This window comes from Hydrogenophaga sp., from assembly GCF_025699295.1.
Taxonomy (GTDB): Bacteria; Pseudomonadota; Gammaproteobacteria; order Burkholderiales; family Burkholderiaceae_C; genus Hydrogenophaga.
The window spans coordinates 1-18,515 of record NZ_JAILWB010000019.1 but is presented as its reverse complement, the minus strand read 5'-3'; the positions used below and the strand labels follow the sequence as shown (position 1 = coordinate 18,515).

Here is an 18,515-nt window from a genome sequence, read left to right as displayed (position 1 = left end):
AGACAAACCCGCCGGGGATCGAAGTCCCTGCGGCGGGCACTGGGCCGATTATGTCAGCCCTGCAAGTCACCCCGGTGATTCAGGCCTGCAGCAAGGGCTCCAGGCCACCGCGGCCGTCAAGCGCGTGCAGATCGTCGCAGCCGCCCACGTGGGTGTCGCCGATGAAGATCTGCGGCACGCTGGTGCGCCCGGTCAGCTGGGTCATGTGGGCGCGCAACTCGGGTCTGCCGTCCACGAAGATCTCCTCCACGTCCGCCACGCCACGCCGGTCCAGCAGGGCACGGGCCCTGCTGCAATAAGGGCAATAGGCGCTGGTGAACATCTTGACTCTTGCCATGTGGAAAACCGCGTGGGCTGAACGAACAGAGCCCCGATGATCAGGCTTTTTCCACCGGCAGGTTGGCCGCGCGCCAGGCACCCATGCCACCGGTCAGGGAATGGGCGTTCTCGTAGCCGAGCTTCTTCGCGATAGCCGCCCCCCTGTTGGACGTGGCACCATTGCCGCACACCAGAATCACCGGCGTGGCCTTGTTCTTGACAGTGCCGGGCAACCGGGCCTCCAGCTCGGCCAGCGGCAGGTTGCGCGCGCCGATCACGTGCCCAGCGGCAAAGTCGGCCGCGTCGCGCACGTCCACCACCACCGCCTTCTCGCGGTTCATGAGCTGCACCGCCTGCGCCGCGTTGAGCGAGCCGGCGCGAGCGCCGGCCGACACGGCGGGCCAGACCAGCATGGCACCGGCGGAAAAAGCCACGGCAATCAGAATCCAGTTTTCGAGGAAGAAACTCACGGGGCACCTTTCGAGTAAGCCCGGGATTTTAGAATGTATGGCTGTGCCCATCCCGGAAGTGCCGCCAGGCACTGCGGCGGGAAGCCGTCCCGCCTGCTCCCGCGGCCCGTTTTCACCCTTCGAGACCCTCGCCCCCATGTACAAACTCGTCCTGATTCGCCACGGCGAATCCACCTGGAACCTGGAAAACCGCTTCACCGGCTGGACCGATGTGGACCTCACGCCCACCGGACTGGAACAGGCCAGGAACGCCGGCCGCCTGCTCAAGGCAGAGGGCTACGACTTCGACCTGGCCTACACCAGCGTGCTCAAGCGCGCCACCCGCACCTTGTGGCACGTGCTCGACGAGATGGACCGCACCTGGCTGCCGGTGGTGCACAGCTGGCGCCTCAACGAACGCCACTACGGTGCGCTGCAAGGGCTGAACAAGGCGGACATGGCCAAGCAGTACGGGGACGAGCAAGTGCTGATCTGGCGCCGCAGCTACGACACGCCGCCGCCTGCGCTGGAGCCGGGCGACCCGCGCAGCGAGCGTGGTGACCGCCGCTACGACCGCCTCAAGCCCGAAGAGATTCCGCTGACCGAGTGCCTCAAGGACACCGTGGCGCGCGTGCTGCCGTTCTGGAACGAGGCCATGGCACCCGCCATCAAAGCTGGCAAGCGGGTGGTGGTGGCCGCGCACGGCAACAGCATCCGCGCACTGGTGAAGTACCTCGACGGCGTTTCCGATCAGGACATCGTCGGTCTCAACATCCCCAACGGCATTCCGCTGGTCTATGAGCTCGACGCGGACCTCAGGCCGCTGAAGCACTATTACCTCGGCGACGCCGCTGCCATCGCGCAGGCCGCGGCCGCCGTGGCGGCCCAGGGCAAGGCCTGACGCGGGCCTTCGTCACGCCCGGTGGGAATACCGGTTCCGGGTGTGGGGAACCGAAGCATCACCGGATGCTCCAAGGTGTATATTGACCCGACAGGGTCGCGCAGGCCCTGCACGGGCTTTTTTACTGGGGTGTTTCGATGGCTAAACAGGTGCGTCACAAGCTCAAGATCGCTGGCTGGGTGGCCATTGGTGCGATCGCCGGGGCATTGACCACGGTGCAGTTGCAGGCGGTCGCGCGGGGCTCACTGGCCCCGCTGCCGCTCGAGGAACTGCAGCAGCTCGCGGCGGTCTTCGGCATGGTCAAGAGCGACTATGTGGAGCCCGTGGACGAGAAAAAACTCATTTCTGAGGCAATCTCGGGCATGGTGGCCAGCCTCGACCCACATTCCCAGTATTTCGACAAGAAGTCGTTCAAGGAATTCCGCGAAGGCACCAGCGGCCGTTTCGTCGGCGTGGGTATCGAGATCACCATGGAAGATGGCCTGGTCAAGGTCGTCTCGCCGATCGAGGACTCGCCCGCCTTCCGCGCCGGCCTCAAGACCGGTGACCTGATCACCAAGATCGACGACACCATGGTCAAGGGTCTGAACATCAACGAGGCCGTCAAGCTCATGCGCGGCGAGCCGCGCACCAAGGTGCTGCTCAGCATCTTCCGCAAGGACGAGAACCGCACCTTCCCGGTGACGATCACCCGCGAGGAAATCAAGACACAGAGCGTCAAGTCGCGGGTGGTGGAACCGGGTTATGCGTGGGTGCGCGTGTCCCAGTTCCAGGAACGCACCATCGAGGACTTCGCGCGCAAGGTGGAAGACATCTACAAGGCCGAGCCCAACCTCAAGGGCCTGGTGCTCGACCTGCGCAACGACCCCGGTGGCCTGCTCGACGCAGCCGTGGCACTCTCGGCGGCCTTCCTGCCCGAGAACGTCACCGTGGTGTCCACCAACGGGCAGCTGGAAGACAGCAAGTTCACCTACAAGGCCATCCCGCAGCATTACCTGCGCCGCGGCGGCTCCGACCCGATCAAACGCCTGACGGAGAACACCAGAGGCGCGCTCAAGCGCGTGCCGCTGGTGGTGCTGGTCAACGAAGGTTCCGCTTCGGCCAGCGAGATCGTGGCCGGCGCGCTGCAGGACCACAAGCGCGCCACCATCCTGGGCAGCCAGACCTTCGGCAAGGGTTCGGTGCAGACCGTGCGCCCGCTGGGTCCCGACACGGGCCTCAAGCTCACAACGGCACGCTACTACACGCCCTCGGGCAATTCCATCCAGGCCAAGGGCATCGTGCCCGACGTGCTGGTGGACGAAACCCTGGAAGGCAACGTGTTCGCTGCCCTTCGCACGCGCGAGGCCGACCTGCAAAAACACCTGGAGAATGGTCCGGAAGCCGCCCGAGGTGGCCCGGGCATGACCGATGCCGAGCGCGCCGCAGCGCAGCAGCGCGACGAAGCACGCGAAGCAGCGCGCCAGCGCCTGGAAGAAGAAGCGAAGAAGAACCCGAACCAGCGCCTGGTGCCCGAATTCGGCACCGACAAGGACTTCCAGCTCCAGCAGGCGATCAACCAGCTCAAGGGCCGCCCGGTCGTGGTCAGCAAGACCCTGGCTCTTCGCACGGAAGAGAAAAAAGAAAACTGACGGACCACACGGGCAGGCCACCGGCTGCCCGCGCTGAGACCCCTTGGACGACACACAGCTCCTGCGCTACTCGCGCCACATCCTGCTCGATGAAGTGGGGGTCGAAGGCCAGGAGGCCTTGCTGGCGTCGCACGCGCTCGTGATCGGCGCTGGCGGCCTGGGTTCGCCGGTCGCGCTGTACCTGGGCAGCGCGGGCGTGGGCCACATCACGGTGGTCGACCACGACATGGTGGATGAAACCAACCTGCAGCGGCAGATTGCCCACAACCTGGCGCGCGTGGGCCGGCCCAAGGCGGAATCGGTGCGCGAGGCGATCGCTGCGGTCAACCCCGACGTGGTGGTCACCCCCGTGCTGCTGCGCGCGGACGACGCCCTGCTTGACACGCTGGTGGCTCAGGCGGACGTGGTGCTCGACTGCACCGACAACTTCACCACCCGCCACGCCATCAACCGCGCCTGCGTGAAGCACCACAAGCCGCTGGTCTCGGGCGCGGCGATCCGCATGGACGGACAGCTCAGCGTTTTCGATGCCCGAAGCACCGACAGTCCCTGCTATGCCTGCGTGTTCCCCGAGGACTCCGGCGTCGAGGAAGCGCTGTGCGCCACCATGGGCGTGTTCGCGCCGCTGGTGGGCATCGTTGGCACCATGCAGGCGGCCGAGGCGCTCAAGCTGCTCACCGGCCTGGGCTCACGCATGACCGGCCAGTTGCTCATGCTGGACGGGCAGGACCTCGCCTTCAGTTCGATCAGGCTCCCCCGGAACCCGCATTGCGCCGTGTGCGGTCAGGCGCACTGAGCGCCGCCGACTCAGGGCAGCTGACACGGTCCATGGCGGCGGCGGAAATCGCGCGGCAGCTCCGGCGACGCTTCCCCGAACAAGCCCTGGCGCCGGGCACGTGCGGCCGCTTCCTGGTCGGCGAAGGGGCCGAGGCTGCGCCGCCAGCGGTACGACCACGCCTGCCCCTGCGTCACCATCCAGGCTGCGATGTCATCGCCCTGGTGCGCGAGCCGGGCGAGCCCGCGACCGTAGTCGTCGTGCCGGTGCACACTCACCTCCACCACCTGGTTCAACACCCGCCGAGCCAGTGCCTCGCGCGATGCGACCCCTCCGCTCTGGCAGATCTCGGGGGCATCGATGCCATCGATCCGCAGTTTGCGGTAGCGACCGCCCTGCAAGGGCTTGACCCACACCGTGTCGCCATCGAAGACGCGCGTGACCCGGGCGGCATAGGCCGTGGCCTCATCCACCGCGAACACGGGCCAAGCCAGGCAGGCGCCCAGCCACCACAGCACTGGCACACGGCATTGGTGCGCGGGCGGGGTCACCCGCAACGCCGTCAACCCTTCCTGCCGCCCAGCACCAGCAGGGCCGCGCCGATCACGATGGCGCCCACGCCCGCCCAAACCGGCACATTGACGGTTTCCTTCTGCTTCACCGACAGCTCCAGCGGTCCCAGCTTCACGGCTTCCGTGTCCTTGGTGTAGCTGAAACTGCCGTACACCAGGCCGAGCACCCCCGCGACGATGAGGACAATGCCGACCAGCTTGGCTGCGTTCATGATGATTCGCTCCTGTGATGGCGCTTGCACCGTTCGACCGGACTGTCGGCGGCGCCGCGCTGGCGCCCATGATGCACCAAGCGCGCGCGCACCCATGTACTTGATGTCTTCGCCGGCAACGGGTCGCGCGCCCGCAAGCTGCGCGCCGTTCAACCCGGGCGGGTTTCGCCGCCACCGGGCATCCCGGTGTAGCGCCGCTGCATCTCGTCCGTGCTCACGTCCTCGATGTGGTGGCCAATGAGCCAGCGGTGCCCGAAGGGGTCGCGCACGACACCCGAGCGCTCGCCATGGAACGCGTCCTGCGCCTCGCGTTCGAGCGTGGCGCCGGCGCGCACCGCCTGTTCGATCATGTGATCCGCGTTGTCCACGTGCAGGTGGATGGACACCGGCGTCGCACCGATGGTGGTGGCCGAGCGGATGCCGAATTCAGGAAACTCGTCGCACAGCATCACCGTCATGGGGCCGAACGCGAGTTCCGCATGCCCGATGCGCCCGCCAGGTTCCGTGAGACGGAACTTCTCGCTCACGCCGAAGGCGCGCTGGTAGAAATCGATGGCGGCTGCGGTATCGGATACGCACAGATAAGCGAACACTTCTTCGATCTTCATGGTCTTCCCCGGATGGATGGTGAACGGAGACCGCATCTTCCTCGGGCCATGCGCATGGGTATAGAACAAATCTGACCTCAACCATGCCGGGCTGTGGCATCGCCTCCGATGCGCAGGTGATTGACGTCCATGCCCGCACGCGCGCGATAGGCCAGGGGCGTAACACCCGCAAACGCCAGGAAATCGCGGTTGAAGTGCGACTGGTCGCTGTAGCCCGCGTCCGCGGCAAGCGCAGCCAGTGAAGGAGCCTCGTCGCCGGGCGCGGCCAGTACAGGCAGCGCGCGCTGGAAACGCTGCACACGTTGCCAGCTTTTCGGCCCGAGCCCCACGTCCTGGCGAAACAGCGCGACGAAACGGCGGTGGCTGTAACCGCTGTCCTGCACGGCCGCGGCCACCGTGCGCCCGCACGAGAGCTGCGCAAGGGCAGCGGCAATGGCGGGGTGCAGGCCTCGCACACGCGGCAGTCGCGCCAGCAACGCAGCCTCGAGAACGCCCAGGCGGGCCTCGGCGCCCGCCGTGTCGCGCAGGCGCTCGCGCAACTGCTGCGCCGATGCCCCCCAGAGCGCTTCCAGCGGCGTGTGACGCCCGGCCAGACCGTCGGCCGCCACACCGAACAGACAGCCCGCCACGCCAGGATGCAGCACAGCGCCCACCGAACAGGCGGGCGTGCTCAGTTCGCGCACATAGAACCGTGAGCGGGCACCGCCCACCAGGGCATGGTCCAGCGCCAGTGCATCCGGCCCGCACAACGGGTCCACGATGTACAACGGGCTGTCGGTCAGCCGTAACACCACGTGCATCGCGCCGGTAGGCAGCAAGTGCTCGCGCACCGGCGCCGCACGATCTGCGGTCTCAGGGTCGTCGCTTGCCCAGAGCCGCGCCACGAACGGCCGCAACGCGGGGGTTGGCAATCGTTGGAGGGTCATGGCGCATGCCGGGTCATGGCTGGGCGATCCAGGGGGTTTCGGGTCACATGACCCGGTGCGCAGGGTATCAGGCCGGCAACAGCGCGTCGAGCCGGCGCAGGCCGGCCACGGTCTGCAGGCAGGCCTGCGCGGCTTCGGTGCCTTTCACCGCGAAATGGCGCAGAAAGTACTTGCGATGCTCTGCATGCTCGTGGAAGTGGTGTGGTGTGAGTACGGCAGAGATCATGGGCACGCCCGTATCGAGCTGCACGTCCATGAGCGCCTGCACCACCGTCTGCGAGACGAAATCGTGGCGGTAGATGCCGCCGTCAACCACCAGCGCGCTGCCCACGACGGCGGCATAGCGGCCCGAACGGGCCAGTCGCTGCGCATGCAGCGGGATCTCGAACGCACCTGGCACGTCGAACACGTCGATGGCGCCGGCGCCGAAGCCGCCGAGCGCCATTTCGGCAAAGAACGCATCGCGCGCCTGGTGCACGATGTCGGCGTGCCAGGCGGCCTCGACGAACGCGAAGCGCAGGTCGGCGGGCAGGTGAAGGTGTCGGGAAGGCTCGGTCTGATTCATGGTGTCCTCGAACGAAAGAGGGGCCAACAAATCAGGGCGCACAAGCGCATGCACCGCCGCCACGCCGAAGGCGCGCGCAGGTGCATGGCTCGCGCTCTCTTTCATCCGGACTGTGACCGTCGGTCCCGGGGTCTCACCGGGTCTGCTGACCCCGCATGCCGGTTGAGCCGGCTCGCGGGCGCTCGCGGCACTCGTGCGGTCGTCATGTCACGCCGCCATCACCGCCGGTGGGGAGTTGCACCCCGCCCTGAGAACGCTTGTGTCCGGCACGAGGCCAGACCTTCGGAATTGTAGGCAAGGCGGCGCACCGGCACTGTCACCTGTGCGGATACCCCCGTCAGGCGCTGACGATCCAGCCTTCGAGCGGGTCGAAATCGGGCAGGCCCCAGCGCGAGTCGCCAGCGCGGTGGCGCTGTTCGGCCCAGGCCGCCTGGAGCAGGCACAGCACAGCGTCCAGGCTGTCACCACGGGCGTCGTCCGCGAGTGCGTCGCGCTGCGCGTGCGTGAGCTTGAGGCGCAGGCCGTCGGCCTGCAGCAGCGGCGCCTGGCCGTTCTCCAGCGCGTTGATCAGGGTCTTGCGCGCGATCAGGCGCTGCGGCGTCTGCTTTGCCTTCTCGTCACTCTTGTAGGGCACGGTGCCCAGCACGCTGCGCGCGAGCAGGCCGGGATAGGCCTCCAGGCCCACGCGCTCACCGTCACCCGCCAGCAGGCCGGGCAGGGTAACGCCGGCAGCGATCAACCGGGGCACGCCGGCGAGGAGCATGAAGGCCACCGGTGGGTTGACCCACTTCATGCTCGGACTGGAACCGGCAGGCCGGTCGGTGGCGCGATGCGCGAATTTCGAGCCCACCGGCCGCGCGTCGCAGAACGCCGCGAACGTCTCGCGAATGGCCTCGCGCGACATGCCGCCGTAGTGCGCCATGCAGGCCGCCCAGTCCGTTGGCCAGTCCAGGGTGGTGACCAGCTCGCGCGGCAGACCGAACGGCAGGTCGAAGCCACCCACCCAGCGGCCCGGCGCGGAAATACGCAGGCTCCAGGCATCGAGTGTCTCGATGCGTTCGACGCCGTCGAGCAGCACACGCCCGCGATCGGTGCGGCCCACGGCCAGCGTGATGGGTTTTCGCCGGCCCGGTGCGCTGGTGAAGTCGCAACCCAGCAGTTGAAGCGTGGCGGCGTCGCTCATCCGGGCTTCATCCCAGGGCCAGCGCGGTCACACCGGCCGCGATGCACAGGGCACCGAAGACGCGCGCGACGCGGTCGCCTTCACCGAGCAGGTGGCCACCAATCAGTGCGGCGAACAACATGGACACTTCGCGCGCGGGTGCCACGTGCGAGATCGGCGCTTCGCGCATGGCGTAGAGCACCAGCACGTAGGCCACCGGGCTCACGACCGCCACCAGCAGGGCAAAGCGCCATTGCAGGCGCCAGTGCTGCGTGGCCGTTGGCAGGTCCCGCAGGACGCTGGGCGCGAGCAAGGCCACGCGCACGAAGTTGCCCATGTAGTCGACCAGGATGGGCGACATCAGCAGCACCTTGACGGCATAGCCATCGACCACCGTGTAAGAGGCGATGAAGACGCCCGTGAGCAGGCCATACACCATGCCCTTGTGCACGCGCCGGCGTGCCGCCGGGTCGTGCGCGGCGCGCAGCAGGCCCGGGCCACCGGCGATCAGGAACACACCGCCCACCACGCCGGCGATCCCCAGGGCCCCCAGCGCCGATATTCGTTCACCCAGCAGCACGATGGCCACCAGCGACGAGAGGAGCGGCCCCGAGCCGCGCGCCATCGGGTAGACCACGGTGAGATCGGACTTGCGGTAGCCGCGTAACAGGATGACGTAGTAGAAGACGTGCAGCACGCCGCTGGCGACGACAAAAGCCCATTCGGTCGTGCCCCAGCGTGGCACCTCATCGCGCCCGAGCCACCAGCCCAGTGGCGCCCAGAACAGCATCATGAGAAATGCGCTGAAAAATGCGAAACGCGCGTCCCCCGCCGCCTTCTTGGCCGCGATGTTCCAGCAGGCGTGGATGAGCCCGGCCAGCACGATGAGACAGAACGCTGTCAACGACATGATGGCATCGAAATGGCGAAAGCCGCAGCGCCCGACGGGCTGGCTGCGGCTTGCGGGCCCAGGAGGAGGATCAAGCGCGGCCGATGATGCTGGCGGTGGCCATCAGTTCCTCGAGCAGAGCCAGCGACACCTTGCCGGAGACGGCATAAGGGTCGAACTCCGGACGTTCGGAGTACTTCAGCACGATCGAGGTGTTGAGCTTGGACAGATTGACCTGGCCCATGGTCCAGCCGCCGAAGCGGCGTTCGGTGATTTCCTCGTAGTGCAGCAGGACCACGTCGGTGTGGCGCGGGTCGGACACGATGTGGTTGTACAGCGCGTTGACCGCGTTGCGGCCACCTTCGATGGCCTGCAGGAACACCCCACCGCCGTAACAGAGCACGCCGGTGATGCCGTTGCCCATGTTGTGCGCGCGCGAGGCCTCCAGGATGGAGTCGATCGCTTTGGAGCAGTCCTTGTCGACTGCGTGGCTGACGTAGAGCAGGCGTACCAGCATGATGGCCCTCAGGATTGACGGGGAATGAGCGAGAGGAATTCGCGCCGCAGGTTGGGGTCCTTGAGGAACACGCCGCGCATGACCGAGTTGATCATCTTGCTGTTCATGTCCTTCACGCCGCGCCATGCCATGCAGTAGTGGCTGGCCTCCATCACGAGTGCCAGGCCGTCGGGCTGGGTCTTCTCCTGGATCAGGTCGGCCAGCTGCACCACCGCCTCTTCCTGGATCTGCGGGCGGCCCATGATCCATTCGGCCAGGCGCGCGTACTTGGAAAGGCCGATCACGTTCGTGTGCTCGTTGGGCATGACGCCAATCCATATCTTGCCGATGACCGGGCAGAAATGGTGGCTGCAGGCGCTGCGCACGGTGATCGGGCCGACAATCATCAGTTCGTTGAGGTGCTCGGCGTTCGGGAACTCGGTGATGCTCGGCCCCTTGACGTAGCGGCCGTTGAACACTTCCTTGATGTACATCTTGGCCACGCGGCGCGCCGTGTCACCGGTGTTGTGGTCGTTCTCGGTATCGATGACCATGGCGTCGAGCACCCCCTGCATCTTCTCCGCCACTTCGTCGAGCAGTTTCTCCAGCTCACCGGGCTGAATGAATTCGGCGATGTTGTCGTTGGAGTGGAAGCGCTGGCGCGCGGCCTTCACGCGCTCCCGGATCTTGACGGAAACGGGCACGCCAATGTCGGCATCAGGGGGGGCTTCGGATGTCATGTCGGATGCGGTTTTCGTCAGCATGGGGCATGCTAACACCGGCGTTTGCGGGGCGGTGAGCAGGCTGCCCTTGCCCTGCCGCGGCGGGGGGCATCCTGGTCAGCGCTCAGTAGCGGTGCCCGGTGAGGAACAGCATGGTGCGCATGACACCGAACGCGACACGATCCAGCAGGCGCTGACCCCAGGGCCGGCGGCCCAGCGCCTGCGCGTCCAGCACCTGGCTGGCGTGCAGCACGAGATCGTTCAGGTAGCTGTGCAGCCGGCTGGAGAAACGCCGGTCCGTGGTCATCACGTTGGCCTCGCGCGCCAGCAGCATCGACAGCGGATCCAGGTTGGTTGACCCCACGGTGGACCAGCGTTGGTCCACCACCGCCACCTTGGCGTGCAGCGCGCTGGGCGCGTACTCATGGATCTCGATGCCGGCGTCCACCAGATGCTGGTACACCGGGCGTGCCGAGCGCGACTGCAGGAAGTGCTCGTACTTGCCCTGCAACAGCAGCCGCACGCGCACGCCGCGCGATGCGGCCATGATGAGGGCGCGGCGCAGCTTGCGTCCGGGAATGAAGTACGCGTTGGCGATCACGACGTCCTGGCGCGCCTCGCCCAGCGCCTTGAGGTAGGCACGTTCGATGTCGTGCCGGTGACTCACGTTGTCGCGCAGCAGCAAGGTGGCGCGTGCGCCATCCACGCCCAATGGCACTGGCGAAGTCTCCCCGTCGGCCGGGGCAGCCGGGGCATCGAATGCATTCAGCAGGCGCGAGAAATCCCCGACCGGCCTGGACGCGCGCAAGGCGTCCCATGCGGCCTTGAACTCGCGCTGTCGCGCGCGCTGCGCGGCCAGCATGCGCCACCAGAGCTGCTCCATGGTTTCGACCATGTCCTCCACCAACGGTCCGACCACGCGCAGGGAGAAGTCGAGCCGGGGGGCGCTCAGGCGACCCAGCGCCACATCGTCCTGGTCATCGATGATGTTGATGCCGCCGCAAAAACCCACCAGCCCGTCGACCACGCAGAGCTTGCGGTGCAGCCGACGCCAGCGGCTGGGCAACAGCAGCCCCAGGCGTCCCAGCGGGGCGTAGATGCGCAGGGTCACGCCCGCGTCGGCGAAGCGCTGTTGCCATTCCTCGGGCACATGCGGCGTTCCCACGCCATCGACCAGCAGGCGCACCACCACACCACGCCGCCCAGCGCGCTCCAGGGCCTCTGCCACGCTCAGGGCCGATCCCGCGAACTCGAAGATGTAGGTTTCCAGGTGCACCACCATGCGCGCGGCGTCCATCGCCTCGACCAGCGCGGGAAAGAATTCCGCGCCTCCCTGCAGCAGCAGGAGCTGGTGGCCAGCTCGCATACTTCCCGGCGCGGCGCGTCCACTGACAAGGCTGTGGCGCGCGGCCATCACAGCTCCAGCTCGGCGATCAGGGGCAGGTGATCCGACATGCGCGACCACACCCGGCCATGCGGCACCTTGGCCGACACCAGCCGCAGGCCGCGCACGAACACCCGGTCCAGGTGCAGCAGGGGCAGGCGCGACGGATAGGTGGCCAGTCGGATGCCTTCGAAGGTGTGCAGATCCATGGCCGACATGGGGCGCAGGAGCTGTGCGCCCCAGTCATTGAAATCGCCAGCCACAATCAGGGGCGCACCCGCGGGCACCGTGCTCTGGATGTAGGCGCCCAGGCGTTGCACCTGGCGCTCGCGGCTGGCATGGATGAGACCGAAATGCACCACGATCGCATGCATCTCGATGCCGTCCACCAGCAGGTTCACATGCAGCAGGCCGCGCTGCTCGAAACGGTGGTCCGACACGTCGGAGTGCTGCACGTCGATCACTGGCCAGCGCGAGAGCAGCGCGTTGCCGTGCTCGCCATGGCGCGTGGTGGCGTTCGTGCGGTAGACCGATTCGTAGCCCTCGGGCGAGAGGTAGCCCGCCTGGTCCAGGTCAGGCCAGCGGGTGAACTGCCTCTCGAGCTTGCGGTGGTGGCGGCGCACCTCCTGCAGACAGACGATGTCGGCATCGAACTGCTCCACCGCGTGCGCGAGGTTGTGAATCTCCAGCCGGCGCCCGGGACCCAGGCCCTGTACCCCCTTGTGGATGTTGTAAGTCGCTACGCGCAGAGTGGCCATGCGCAAATGATGCCACCAACACCGCAGACGGCGAGGCCCCCTCTCAGTGCCCGCTGAGCGCGAACCGGGGCAGCCAGGAAATGGCCTCGGCGTTCGATGGCGAAAAGCAGCGCTCCGCAGCCTCGGCCCAGGGCAGCCAGATCTGATCGCGGTGCTCTCGCGGGCTCAGCGCGACCTGCACCGCACGCGGGATGCACAGGCCGAACAGGTGCTCGGTGTTGTGCGTGACGCCCGGCGCATAGCGGTGCAGCCACTGGGGGTAGATCTCGTACACGTTCTCCAGGCCCCAGTCGGTCAGCGCATGGCCAGGCGCATGTGCATCGAGTCCGGTCTCTTCCCAGACCTCGCGCGCCGCCGTGGCCTCGAAGGTCTCGTCCACGCTGTCCCTGGATCCGGTGACGGACTGCCAGAAACCGGGGGCGTCAGCGCGCTCGATCAGCAGCACCTGCAGCGCCGGCGTGTGGATCACCACCAGCACCGACTGCGGAATCTTCACGGACGTACCGTCTTCAGCGGGACTGGCGGGACACCGTCGAGCCCGCGGCACGCAGCCGCTGCACGAGTTGCCACATCGACCAGGCACGCAGGCCCAGGCCGAGCCAGCGCCGCGGACGCGAGGCAGCCAGCCCCACGCCCCCTGCAACGGCCACCAGGGGGTGGGCGCGCAGCCAGCGCCAGACGTCGTACAAGCGGTCCGCCCACAACAGTGCCGGCTGCAAGTCCTGCAACTCGTTGACCATCTGCCGGCGCAACTGACCCGAGCGGCGCACCAGGCGCTCGCGCCGGCTGGCCAACCCGGCTCCGCGTGGGCTCACGCCGCGTCCTTGGTGGAGCGCAGACCCTCTCGGTCCTGCCGCAGCTCGTCCACGCTGGCCGAAAACAGTTGCGTGCCGGAGCGCACGCGCTCGCGCGCCAACCAGGCGGCGACAGCGCCCGTCAGCAGGAACAGCCCCGTGAAAATGCCCAGCGCAAGCAGGCGGTGGCTGTCCCACAGCGCCACCGTGATCAGCAGCGCCAGCAGCACCACGCCCAGGCTGAGAAAGGCCACGGCCACCGCGCCATAGACCAGCAGGGCGCCGACACGCAGCACTTCCTCCTGGGCTTCGATGCTGAACAGCTCGATGCGCAGCTGCACCAGCTCCAGCACGGTGGCTGCCAGGCCCTTCACGGAAGACGTCAGGCGCTGCGGCGAAGCCATGGATGGCGCCCGGAGCTCAGCGGCGGCCGATCAGCAGGCCGATGACCAGGCCCACGCCTGCGGCCGCACCGATGGACGGCCAGGGGTGCTCGTGCACGTAATCGTCGGTGGCACGCGCCATTTCCCGTGTCTTTTCCTTGATGGCGTCCTCCGCGTCCGCCAGCTTGTGGCGGGCCTGGCGCAGGTTGTCGTTGATGCGTTCGCGCAACTCCACCACCTTGCCTTCGGTCTGGTGGGCGGTGGCCTGCATCAGTTCCTCGGCGTCGGCGATCACGCGCTGGAGGTCGGCAATGAGCTTCTCCTTGCCGGCGAGAGTGTCTTGGCTGGTTTTGGGCATGAATGGACTCCTTTTAAAGGTCCATGGTAACAAGGTCAGCCAATTGCCGAAAATTGCCAGCAGATAACCGAAGAAAACGCTGCGATAAAAGACAAAAGGGCGCCAACAGGCGCCCTTTCGGAGGCGATGGCCGCAGTCAGGCCGTTTTGGCCAGATCCACATTGCGCAGACGGATGTGCAGCTCACGCAGCTGCTTCTCATCCACCGGGCTGGGAGCCTGCGTCAGCAGGCACTGCGCGCGTTGGGTCTTGGGGAAGGCGATCACGTCGCGGATCGACTCGGCGCCGGTCATGAGCGTCACGATACGGTCCAGGCCAAAAGCCAGACCACCGTGCGGCGGCGCGCCGTATTGCAGCGCATCAAGCAGGAAACCGAACTTGAGCTGCGCCTCCTCGGGAGTGATCTTGAGCGCATCGAACACCTTCTGCTGCACGGCCGCGGTGTGGATACGCACCGAACCGCCGCCGATTTCCCAGCCGTTGAGCACCATGTCGTAGCCCTTGGCAATGCACTTCTCGGGCGCGCTGACCATCCAGTCCTCGTGGCCATCCTTGGGCGCGGTGAAAGGGTGATGCACCGCCGTCCAGCGGTCGGCTTCCTCGTCGTGCTCGAACATGGGGAAGTCCACCACCCACATCGGCGCCCAGCGGTCCTCGAACAGGCCATTCTTCTTCCCCAGTTCGCTGTGGCCGATCTTCAGGCGCAGCGCGCCGATGGCGTCGTTGACGACCTTGGCCTTGTCGGCGCCGAAGAAGATGATGTCGCCGCTTTGAGCGCCGGTGCGCGCGAGGATCTCGGCCACGGCCTTGTCGTGCAGGTTCTTCACGATCGGGCTCTGCAGGCCGTCACGGCCCTGGGTCGCGTCATTGACCTTGATCCAGGCCAGGCCCTTGGCGCCGTAGATCTTCACGAACTCGGTGTAGGCGTCGATCTCGCTGCGGCTCATGTCACTGCCACCACGCACACACAGGGCCACCACGCGGCCGTTGGCCATCTGGGCCGGTGCGCTGAACACCTTGAAATCCACGTCGGCCATGACGTCGGTGAGTTCGGTGAACTCGAGCATGACGCGCAGATCAGGCTTGTCGGAGCCAAAGCGCCGCATCGCTTCGCTGTAGGCCATCACCGGGAACTCGCCCAGATCCACCCCGAGCGTGTTCTGGAACACCGTCTTGATCATGCCCTGGAACATGTCGCGGATGTCCTCCTCGGTCAGGAACGAGGTTTCGATATCGATCTGCGTGAACTCGGGTTGGCGGTCGGCGCGCAGGTCCTCGTCGCGGAAGCACTTGGTGATCTGGTAGTAGCGGTCGAAGCCGGCGACCATCAGCAACTGCTTGAACAGCTGGGGCGACTGCGGCAAGGCGAAGAAGTGGCCATCGTGCACGCGGCTGGGCACAAGGTAGTCGCGCGCTCCCTCGGGCGTGCTCTTGGTGAGCATCGGCGTCTCGATGTCGATGAAACCGTTGGCGTCGAGGAACTTGCGCACCTCCATGGCCACGCGGTAGCGCAGCATCAGATTGTTCTGCATGTAGGGGCGGCGCAGATCAAGCACGCGGTGGGTGAGGCGCGTCGTCTCCGACAGGTTTTCGTCATCGAGCTGGAACGGCGGGGTGACGGAGGGGTTGAGCACCTTGAGTTCATGGCACAACACCTCGATCTGGCCGCTCTTGAGCTTGTCGTTGGTGGTGCCGGCAGGGCGCGCGCGCACCAGCCCTGTGACCTGCACGCAGAACTCGTTGCGCACGTCCTCGGCGGTCTTGAACATCTCGGCGCGGTCGGGGTCGCAGACCACCTGCACGTAGCCTTCGCGGTCGCGCAGATCGATGAAGATCACGCCGCCGTGGTCGCGCCGCCGGTTGACCCAGCCACAGAGCTGCACGGTTTGGCCCAGCTGGGCCTCGGTCACCAGACCGCAATAGTGGGAACGCATCGCCATTTCGACTCTTCTTTCAACAGGTGCGCGGGGCGGGCCCGCGGGAAACATCAGGATGCGGGCGGGGTGACGGGAGAGGTCACGGCCCGGAACTGGGGATTGCGCGGGCCACCCGGCACGATCACCCCCATGGAGACGATGTGGGTGAGCGCTTCGTCCACGCTCATCTGGAGCTCGATGCACGCACTCTTGCGCAGCATCACGAAGTAGCCGCCGGTGGGGTTGGGCGTGGTCGGCACGTACACGCTCAGAAACTCGTCGTGCTCCCCCGCACCGGGCATTCCACGCAAGTGTTTCAGCACGTCACCGGCGGGCGATCCGGTCAGGAAGGCGATGGTCCACATGCCATCGTGCGGCCATTCGACCAGCAAGGCCTGACGAAACGCATTGCCCTTTTCGGAAAAAAGTGTGTCGGAGACCTGCTTGACGCCCGAATAGATGGAGCGCACGACCGGGATGCGGTGCAACAGCGCATGCCACCAGTTCACCAGCCGGTTGCCGATGATGTTGGACGCCAGCGCACCGATCGAGAGCACCACCACCAGCGCGAACACCACGCCCAGGCCGGGAATGTGCACCCCGAAGATCTGGTCTGGCTGCCAGCTCACCGGCAGGATGTGCAGTGTCTGGTCGAGCGTGCTGACGACCCATTCCAGCACCCACAGGGTGATGATCAGGGGCACCAGGACCAGCAGGCCCGAGAACAGCCATTTGCGCAGGGAAGGCATTGACGACGGCTCAGGTGGACGCGGTCGGGGGACTGGCAGGCGCGGATACGGCAGGTGCTGCTGCGGCCGGGGCGGCTGGCGCTGGCGCACTGTCGGGGGCGGGCGTGGCCGCGGCCCCGGGGGCCGTATCGGCGCCGACAGTGGGTGCGGCGGGCGCGGGCTTGCTGCCTTCGCGAAAGTCAGTCACGTACCAGCCCGAGCCCTTGAGCTGGAAGCCAGCGGCCGTCAGCTGCTTGCGGAAGCTGGGTTGCCCGCAGGCCGGACACACGCTGAGTGGGTCGTCCGACATTTTCTGCAGGACGTCCCTGGCATGGCCGCAGGACTCGCACTTGTAGGCATAGATGGGCATGGCATGAACCTGAAAGAAGGGCAAAGCTGCCTTGGGCAATCGGACACCGGCGCGCGCCGGGTGCTCCCACTCAAGGCGCGGAACAAAACCCGTCATTATAAATTGAGGGGTGTCCCGCGGGGCTCCGATCTACCAGAGGCGAATGCGCAGCAGCACCTGCATCGCGATCAGCCCCAGCAGAAAGCCAAGCCCGCCGTAGATGATGCCCTGCAGCAGGCGGTTGGTGCGACGCTGCTCGGCCAGCAGGGCGTCGAGTTCGTGCCGCAGTTCGTGCGGCTTGCGCTGCAGATAGTCGTGCAGCAGACGGGGCAGCGCGGGCAGCAGCTTGGCGTATTGCGGCGCCTCTTCCTTGAGCTGCTGCAGCAGCTTCTGCGGCCCCACCTGCTCGACCATCCACTTCTCCAGGAACGGCTTGGCGGTGCTCCAGAGATCGAGCTCCGGATCGAGCTGCCGCCCCAGCCCCTCGATGTTGAGCAGGGTTTTCTGCAGCAGCACCAGTTGCGGCTGGATCTCCACATGGAAGCGGCGCGAGGTCTGGAACAAGCGCATGAGCACCATGCCGAGCGAGATCTCCTTCAGCGGCCGGTCGAAGTAGGGCTCGCACACCGCGCGGATGGCCGACTCGAGTTCGTCCACGCGCGTCTTCGCCGGCACCCAGCCGGACTCGATGTGCAGCTCTGCCACGCGCTTGTAGTCGCGCCGGAAGAAGGCGGTGAAGTTCTGCGCCAGGTATTCCTTGTCGAATTCGGTGAGCGTGCCCACGATGCCGAAATCGAGCGAGATGTAGCGCCCGAAGGTGGCCGGCGCGGTGCTCACCTGGATGTTGCCCGGGTGCATGTCGGCGTGGAAGAAGCCGTCGCGGAACACCTGGGTGAAAAAGATCGTGACGCCATCGCGCGCCAGTCTGGGGATGTCCACGCCCAGGTCGCGCAACTCGTCGACCTTGTTGATGGGGATACCGTGCATGCGCTCCATCACCATCACATCGGTGTGGCAGTAGTCCCAGAGCATCTCGGGGATCAGCACCAGATCCAGCCCCTGCATGTTGCGCCTCAGCTGGGCAGCGTTCGCGGCCTCGCGCAGCAGGTCGAGCTCATCGTGCAGGTACTTGTCGAACTCAGCGACCACTTCGCGTGGCTTGAGGCGCTTGCCGTCGGCCGACAGGCGGTCCACCCAGCCCGCCATCATGCGCATCAGGCTGAGGTCCTTCTCGATCGCCGACAGCATGTGGGGCCGCAGCACCTTCACCGCCACCTCGCGCCCGCCGTGCCGGCCGTCGCGCAGGGTGGCGAAGTGCACCTGGGCAATGGACGCGCTGGCCACAGGCACCTGTTCGAAATGCGTGAACACCTCGGACAGCGGTTTGCCGAACGCGCGTTCGATGCTGGCCACCGCCACCTCGCTGGGGAATGGGGGCACGCGGTCCTGCAGGTGGGCGAGCTCGTCGGCGATGTCGGGCGGCAGCAGGTCGCGCCGGGTGGAGAGCACCTGGCCGAACTTCACGAAGATCGGTCCGAGGCGCTCGAGCGCCTCGCGCAGGCGCGCGCCGCGCGGCGCGTCGAGCCTGCGCCCGATCGAGACGATGCGCGTGAGCAGGCG

Annotated in this window: 24 protein-coding genes and 1 riboswitch; of the genes, 3 read left to right on the top strand and 21 right to left on the bottom strand. The window is 66.7% G+C overall.

Annotated features, from left to right (window positions below; genetic code table 11):
* Window positions 1–79: 79 nt before the first annotated feature.
* Together grxC and K5880_RS18560 are read right to left on the bottom strand one after the other, a co-directional pair.
* A complete protein-coding gene (gene grxC / locus K5880_RS18565) occupies window positions 80–337 on the bottom strand; it encodes a glutaredoxin 3 (RefSeq protein WP_297655795.1) in 258 nt (85 codons plus the stop codon).
* Between the two features lie 40 nt (window positions 338–377).
* Entirely contained in the window at window positions 378–788 is a 411-nt protein-coding gene (locus K5880_RS18560; RefSeq protein ID WP_297655792.1) for a rhodanese-like domain-containing protein, read from the bottom strand.
* Between the two features lie 136 nt (window positions 789–924).
* Here K5880_RS18560 and gpmA point away from each other — a divergent pair, with 136 nt between their 5' ends.
* The 3 genes from gpmA (at window position 925) to moeB (ending at window position 4,095) form a co-directional block, all read left to right on the top strand.
* Window positions 925–1,668 (top strand): 2,3-diphosphoglycerate-dependent phosphoglycerate mutase, encoded by a 744-nt coding sequence (gpmA, locus tag K5880_RS18555; protein ID WP_297655789.1) that lies wholly within the window; start codon window positions 925–927, stop codon window positions 1,666–1,668.
* A gap of 149 nt (window positions 1,669–1,817) precedes the next feature.
* Window positions 1,818–3,299: a S41 family peptidase gene (locus K5880_RS18550; protein WP_297655984.1), complete on the top strand. Its 1,482-nt coding sequence runs from the start codon at window positions 1,818–1,820 to the stop codon at window positions 3,297–3,299.
* A 43-nt stretch (window positions 3,300–3,342) separates the two neighbouring features.
* The gene (gene moeB / locus K5880_RS18545; protein ID WP_297655786.1) at window positions 3,343–4,095 is read left to right on the top strand and encodes a molybdopterin-synthase adenylyltransferase MoeB; all 753 of its coding nucleotides are present in this window, start codon (window positions 3,343–3,345) and stop codon (window positions 4,093–4,095) included.
* Window positions 4,096–4,106: 11 nt separating this feature from the next.
* On the opposite strand, the gene K5880_RS18540 is transcribed toward moeB, so the two are convergent.
* The 19 genes from K5880_RS18540 to ubiB all read right to left on the bottom strand — a co-directional run.
* Window positions 4,107–4,598, bottom strand: coding sequence for a thermonuclease family protein (locus tag K5880_RS18540; RefSeq protein WP_297655783.1), 492 nt, complete (start codon window positions 4,596–4,598; stop codon window positions 4,107–4,109).
* 38 nt (window positions 4,599–4,636) lie between these two features.
* The gene (locus K5880_RS18535) at window positions 4,637–4,858 is read right to left on the bottom strand and encodes a hypothetical protein (protein WP_297655781.1); all 222 of its coding nucleotides are present in this window, start codon (window positions 4,856–4,858) and stop codon (window positions 4,637–4,639) included.
* Window positions 4,859–5,007: 149 nt separating this feature from the next.
* A complete protein-coding gene (locus K5880_RS18530; protein ID WP_297655778.1) occupies window positions 5,008–5,466 on the bottom strand; it encodes a VOC family protein in 459 nt (152 codons plus the stop codon).
* A gap of 77 nt (window positions 5,467–5,543) precedes the next feature.
* Window positions 5,544–6,392, bottom strand: coding sequence for an AraC family transcriptional regulator (locus K5880_RS18525; protein ID WP_297655774.1), 849 nt, complete (start codon window positions 6,390–6,392; stop codon window positions 5,544–5,546).
* 67 nt (window positions 6,393–6,459) lie between these two features.
* Window positions 6,460–6,957, bottom strand: a complete 498-nt coding sequence (locus tag K5880_RS18520) for a 6,7-dimethyl-8-ribityllumazine synthase (protein ID WP_297655771.1) — start codon at window positions 6,955–6,957, stop codon at window positions 6,460–6,462.
* An 89-nt stretch (window positions 6,958–7,046) separates the two neighbouring features.
* Window positions 7,047–7,216: riboswitch (FMN riboswitch) on the bottom strand.
* 78 nt (window positions 7,217–7,294) lie between these two features.
* Complete coding sequence (locus K5880_RS18515; protein ID WP_297655767.1) at window positions 7,295–8,140, bottom strand: DUF429 domain-containing protein; 846 nt, start codon at window positions 8,138–8,140, stop codon at window positions 7,295–7,297.
* A gap of 7 nt (window positions 8,141–8,147) precedes the next feature.
* On the bottom strand, window positions 8,148–9,029 hold the full coding sequence (locus K5880_RS18510) for a DMT family transporter (protein ID WP_297655764.1): 882 nt from the start codon (window positions 9,027–9,029) through the stop codon (window positions 8,148–8,150).
* Window positions 9,030–9,099: 70 nt separating this feature from the next.
* On the bottom strand, window positions 9,100–9,525 hold the full coding sequence (locus K5880_RS18505; RefSeq protein ID WP_297655762.1) for a BLUF domain-containing protein: 426 nt from the start codon (window positions 9,523–9,525) through the stop codon (window positions 9,100–9,102).
* A gap of 8 nt (window positions 9,526–9,533) precedes the next feature.
* Entirely contained in the window at window positions 9,534–10,244 is a 711-nt protein-coding gene (gene folE, locus K5880_RS18500) for a GTP cyclohydrolase I (protein ID WP_297655981.1), read from the bottom strand.
* Window positions 10,245–10,350: 106 nt separating this feature from the next.
* Window positions 10,351–11,640 carry a cardiolipin synthase ClsB gene (clsB, locus tag K5880_RS18495; RefSeq protein ID WP_297655760.1) on the bottom strand — a complete coding sequence of 430 codons (1,290 nt, stop codon included), beginning with the start codon at window positions 11,638–11,640 and terminating at the stop codon, window positions 10,351–10,353.
* Window positions 11,640–12,368: an endonuclease/exonuclease/phosphatase family protein gene (locus K5880_RS18490; protein ID WP_297655758.1), complete on the bottom strand. Its 729-nt coding sequence runs from the start codon at window positions 12,366–12,368 to the stop codon at window positions 11,640–11,642. Before K5880_RS18490 ends, clsB begins: the two co-directional genes overlap by 1 nt.
* Window positions 12,369–12,411: 43 nt before the next feature.
* Entirely contained in the window at window positions 12,412–12,864 is a 453-nt protein-coding gene (gene nudB, locus K5880_RS18485; protein WP_297655756.1) for a dihydroneopterin triphosphate diphosphatase, read from the bottom strand.
* Between the two features lie 13 nt (window positions 12,865–12,877).
* Entirely contained in the window at window positions 12,878–13,183 is a 306-nt protein-coding gene (locus K5880_RS18480) for a YqjK family protein (protein ID WP_297655753.1), read from the bottom strand.
* The gene (locus K5880_RS18475) at window positions 13,180–13,566 is read right to left on the bottom strand and encodes a phage holin family protein (protein ID WP_297655751.1); all 387 of its coding nucleotides are present in this window, start codon (window positions 13,564–13,566) and stop codon (window positions 13,180–13,182) included. Before K5880_RS18475 ends, K5880_RS18480 begins: the two co-directional genes overlap by 4 nt.
* A 16-nt stretch (window positions 13,567–13,582) precedes the next feature.
* The gene (locus K5880_RS18470; protein WP_297655749.1) at window positions 13,583–13,903 is read right to left on the bottom strand and encodes a YqjD family protein; all 321 of its coding nucleotides are present in this window, start codon (window positions 13,901–13,903) and stop codon (window positions 13,583–13,585) included.
* 136 nt (window positions 13,904–14,039) lie between these two features.
* On the bottom strand, window positions 14,040–15,842 hold the full coding sequence (aspS, locus tag K5880_RS18465) for an aspartate--tRNA ligase (protein ID WP_297655747.1): 1,803 nt from the start codon (window positions 15,840–15,842) through the stop codon (window positions 14,040–14,042).
* Between the two features lie 47 nt (window positions 15,843–15,889).
* Window positions 15,890–16,567 carry a DUF502 domain-containing protein gene (locus K5880_RS18460; RefSeq protein ID WP_297655745.1) on the bottom strand — a complete coding sequence of 226 codons (678 nt, stop codon included), beginning with the start codon at window positions 16,565–16,567 and terminating at the stop codon, window positions 15,890–15,892.
* 10 nt (window positions 16,568–16,577) lie between these two features.
* Window positions 16,578–16,916: an FmdB family zinc ribbon protein gene (locus K5880_RS18455; RefSeq protein ID WP_297655743.1), complete on the bottom strand. Its 339-nt coding sequence runs from the start codon at window positions 16,914–16,916 to the stop codon at window positions 16,578–16,580.
* A 129-nt stretch (window positions 16,917–17,045) separates the two neighbouring features.
* Window positions 17,046–18,515 (bottom strand): ubiquinone biosynthesis regulatory protein kinase UbiB (gene ubiB / locus K5880_RS18450; RefSeq protein WP_297655741.1); only part of this gene is annotated, 1,470 nt, incomplete at its 5' end.